The sequence below is a fragment of the Chloroflexus sp. genome (assembly GCF_034435895.1).
Classification (GTDB): Bacteria; Chloroflexota; Chloroflexia; order Chloroflexales; family Chloroflexaceae; genus Chloroflexus.
The window spans coordinates 1-4,727 of the sequence record NZ_DAOTWH010000152.1; the positions used below are offsets into that span (position 1 = coordinate 1).

The 4,727-nt window shown below is 61.4% G+C and carries 2 protein-coding genes; one reads left to right on the forward strand and one right to left on the reverse strand.

The window, feature by feature from the left end; all coding sequences use genetic code 11:
- Nucleotides 1-322: 322 nt before the first annotated feature.
- Nucleotides 323-2,632: a transketolase-like TK C-terminal-containing protein gene (locus tag U9R81_RS09205; RefSeq protein ID WP_322495184.1), complete on the reverse strand. Its 2,310-nt coding sequence runs from the start codon at nucleotides 2,630-2,632 to the stop codon at nucleotides 323-325.
- A 461-nt stretch (nucleotides 2,633-3,093) separates the two neighbouring features.
- Between U9R81_RS09205 and U9R81_RS09210 the strand changes: the two genes are divergently transcribed.
- Nucleotides 3,094-4,727, forward strand: a 1,634-nt coding sequence (locus U9R81_RS09210) for a 5'-nucleotidase C-terminal domain-containing protein (protein ID WP_322495185.1), incomplete at its 3' end; no start/stop codon positions are given.

Genomic DNA, 4,727 nt, shown 5'->3' on the forward strand with positions numbered 1-4,727 from the left:
GCCGGTGCGCGGGCAGGTGGCGACGGGCGAAGAGCCGCCACCGGCGCCGGCCACGCTGACCTTTGCCCAGACCTTGATCGCAACGTTGTTGTTGCAGGGGCGGGGGTAGATGATGTTACCGCGGAGGGCGCCGATAGTTCTTACCGCAGAGAGCGCAGAGGGCGCGGAGGAGAAGGTTGGCGCAAGGGGCGGCGCCTATGACCGCTACCCTGCACCGATGGGGTGTTAGACCATAGGTTTTTACCGCAGAGGACGCCGGGGACGCAAAGGCAACAGGCACTAATAAGCAATTAAGCGTCTCAACGCTGCGCCCCCTGCGGTGTTAATCCACGAGCTCAAACGCTGCTTCCGCGATTGACAGCGGATCAAGCCCAAAGGCGCAGTAGAGATCATCACGCGCCCCTGATTGGCCAAACCGGTCAACACCAAGGGCGCGAAGCGGCGCACCGTAGATTGAGCCGAGCCATGCCAACGCATGCGAAGCGGCATCGTGGACGGTCACGATCGGCGCTTTGCGTTCGCTAGGCGGGATGAGCCAGCTCACATCGCCACCCTGTTTCCATTGCTCGTACACCCGGCGGGCGCTGGTGAGATTGATCACATTCACCGCCACCCCTTCGCGGCGCAGATAGTGGGCCGCCGCGACCACTTCGGGCACTAAGGCGCCGCTGGTGACGATCTGCACCACCGGCGCATGCGGATGATCGTGGTAATCGGCGCGGTCAATCAGCCGGTAGCCGCCGCGCAACACCTGCCGGTGCAGCTCATCAGCGCCGAGCCGGTTGAGGGCCGGTTGGAGCAAGCTCTGGTCGATCGGGCGGGTCGAGAGGCGCAGATAGCTGGCCGAGCCATTCGGATCGATACAAAGCCGGAGCGCCTCGCGCAGCAGCCACGCCGTTTCAAGGGCGAAACACGGCTCGAAGCTGGCCAGATTGGGCAACTCGATCCCCAATGAGGCTGTGACTGATGATTGGTGTGCGCCGCCTTCGGGCGATAGCGTGATACCGCTGGGAGTGCCAACGACAATAAATCGCGCTCCCGAATAGAGGCCGTAGATAAACGCATCGAGGCCGCGGCAGACAAACGGATCGTAGACTGTGCCGATCGGGATAAGCGGTTCGCCGATCAGGTCGCCTGCCAACCCAAACATCCCCAGCAGCATAAAGAGGTTCATCTCCGAGATGCCCAATTCGATATGCTGCCCACCCGGCCAGCGCCGCCAGCGCAACATACGATAGGCTTCGGTCTCAAAATCCGGCTCTTCGTGGCGGGCAAACACCCCAGTCTTGTTGATCCAGCCGGCCAAATTGGTCGAAACCGACACATCCGGCGACGCGGTCACAATCCGTTCGCGCAGACCGGCAATATCGGCGATGCGCACCAGAAAGCGGCCAAAGGTATCTTGGGTGCTAACCATGCCACTGGCGGGCACGGCAATCTCGTCGGGCAGGGGAATGGTTACGGCAGGCGCAGCATGATCGGGCGCGCCATACAGACGGGCCGCGGCGGCGGCGCAGAGCTGGCCACCGGGTGAATCGGGCGGCAGCCGATCCCACTCGTGACCGGGAGCGATGCCGAACTGCTCGCGTAGCGTCTCGATCTGGTCGGGTGTGAGCAACATCGAGTGATTGAGCGGATTACCGGCGATAGGCAAACCCCAACCCTTAATCGTATAGGCAAAGATAATCGTTGGCCGGCGCGGTTTGGCATCGGCGGCGGCGAGCGTCTTGAGCAATTCGATCACATCGTGGCCGCCGAGATTCGCCAGCGTCGCCGGCAATTCCTCGTTAGGAACGGCGGCGAGCAAGCGGGCAAGTCGCTCGTCGCCGTTGACGAGGCGGGGGCGCAGATCGGGGCCGGGCAAACGGATGAGCGCCTGATACTCCTCGTTACTCATCTCGTCAATACGGGCGCGCAGCGCCTCGCCGCCGGGTTGGGCAAAGAGGGTTTGCAGGCGGCAGCCGTACTTTGCTTCCAGTACCCGCCAACCGCTCTCGGCAAAGAGTCGCTTGAGGTGCGCGGCGCGGATACCGGGCACCACCCGGTCTAGACTCTGCCGGTTGAGATCGACGATCCAGAGCAAATTATCGAGATCGGCGAGCGCCGGATCGATCACCGCTTCCCAGACGTTACCCTCATCGAGTTCGGCATCACCGACGAGCGCGATGAAGCGTTGGGTGGTGGGCCGGTTGAAATGTGCAGCAGCATACTGGGCGCTAAGGGCGGCAAAGGCCGGCGCAACTGCGCCAAGCCCGACTGAGCCGGTAGAAAAATCGGGCGGGTCAGGGTCTTTGGTGCGGGAAGGGTAGGCTTGCAGACCGCCAAACGCGCGCAGTTGGGTGAGGTAGCGCGCATCGAGCTGGCCCAGCAAATATTGCAGCGCGTGATAGACTGGCGAAGCATGCGGCTTCACCGACACCCGATCGCCGGGACGCAAATAGTGCAGGTAGAGGGTGGTCATAATCGTGACCATCGAGGCTGAAGACGCCTGATGACCGCCCACCTTCACCCCGTCGGGATTAGGGCGCGCGTGGTTGGCGTGGTGAATCATCAGCGTCGATAACCAGAGCACGCGCTGTTGCACCTCTTCGATCGCGCTGATCAGCGCGGGCGTTGGCTCAGTGCGGGGCATACATCGCTCCTTATTGGTCGCTTGGGCAGGGACACTCGTATTATACCTGATGATGCGGAGGACGGCATTCGATACGGACATTGTGGAGTGCGGCAGTTTGGCTGCCGCAATTCAGCGAATCTCATCATCACAATAGCATGCGGGTTATTGGATGAATGTGGAATGCGGCAGCGAAGCTGTCGCATTTCATAAGCCTGCCATCATCACAATAGCGTGCGGTTGTATCAAGAAATGATTAAGCGCGCTTGAACAATCGATTAATTGCATCAGATTCGGCAAAAAATCGACCTGATTCGCTTGCCAAAACGCTCCATCTGCGGTACTATGCGCATGCCTATTCCAGTTCAACGTTGGTTTGCACCTTGATGCTTGCGCGCTCGATGAGGCCAAGCGGATTGCCATCATGAAGGGCAACGCGGTTTGGTTGTGGTTGTTCGCGCTTGAAACGGAGAGCATGCCTCATGGAGAAGATCTCACGCCGGCGGTTTCTCAAGGGGACGGTCGCTCTAGGGGCGGGGGCGCTGCTCGCGATCTACAGCGACGGCAGCTTCCGGCTAGCATTGGCGCAGGAAAATCCTGCCTTCCGCATACGGATTCTGCACACGAATGATCACCATGCCCGGATTGAACCGGTGTTCAGCGGCAACAATCCGGTTCACGGCGGTGTGTCGCGCCGCAAAGCATTGATCGACAAGATCCGTCGCGAGACAGCGATGCCCACCTTGTTGGTCGATGCTGGCGATGTCTTCCAAGGAACGCTCTATTTCAACCAGTACAACGGCATGGCCGACCTCGAGTTCTACAATGTGATGGGGTACGAGGCGATGGCCGTTGGCAATCACGAGTTTGACAAAGGGCCGCAGGCGCTGGTTGATTTCATCACGCGGGCCAAATTTCCGGTGTTGAGCGCGAATATTGCGGTGGCCGCCAGCAACCCGCTGGCCGGCCTGATCAAGCCGCGCACGATTATTGAGAAAGATGGCCGGAAGATCGGCATCTTCAGCTTGACCCCGGAAGACACCGGCGTGCTCTCGAACGCCGGCCCCGGCATTACCTTTACTTCGGCGATCGAAGCGGCCCGCCAGCAGGTAGCGGCGCTAAAGGCCGAAGGCGCTTTCACCATTATTGCGTTGACCCATGTGGGGATCGATGTCGATCGCCGGATTGCACGCGAAGTAGGCGGGATGAGCATGATCATCGGCGGCCACTCGCACACGCCGATGGCACCGATGAACAATGTGCGCACGCCTCCCTACCCCGAACTGATCGCCGGGCCGGATGGCAAGCCGGTGGTGGTCGTTACCGACTGGGAGTGGGGGCGCTGGTTGGGTGATATAACGGTGGCCTTTAACGCTGCCGGCACCGTGATCGACTTGCAGGGCAACCCGACTGAGGTGCTGCCGTCGCTGCCGGCGGATCAGGGGTTTGAGAACCGGATTGCAGTATTCAAAGGCCCGATCGAGCAGTTGCGCGCGCGGGTGGTTGGTTCGGCAGCGGTCGATCTCGATGGCAGCCGCACCAATATTCGCTCGCGCGAGACGAATCTCGGCAATTTGGTAGCTGATGCCATGCTGGCTAAGGCGCGCAGCGCTGGGGCGACGCTGGCGATCACCAACGGCGGCGGTATTCGGGCATCGATCCCGGCGGGGCCAGTGACGGTTGGTCAGATTCTGGAGGTGTTGCCGTTCGGTAACACGCTGGCGCTGGTGACGCTGACCGGCGCGCAGGTGATCGAGGCGCTCAACAACGGTGTTAGCCAAGTTGAGAGCGGCGCGGGCCGCTTCCCGCAGATCGCCGGCTTCCGCTTCACCTACGATCCGTCATTGCCGGCGGCCAGCCGGGTGACGAGCGTGACCGTCGGCGGCGCGCCGATCGATCAAAACGCCAGTTATGTGGTCGTCACCAACAACTTTATGCTGACCGGCGGCGACGGCTACAGCGTCTTCACCCGCGGGCGCAATCAGGTTGACACTGGCTTCATTTTGGCCGATGTCGTTGAAGAGTACATTGCCGCCAATTCACCGGTCAATCCGGCGGTTGATGGCCGGATCGCGGTTGGCGCCGCGCCGGCGCAGCCGGCGGCTCCGGCGCAGCC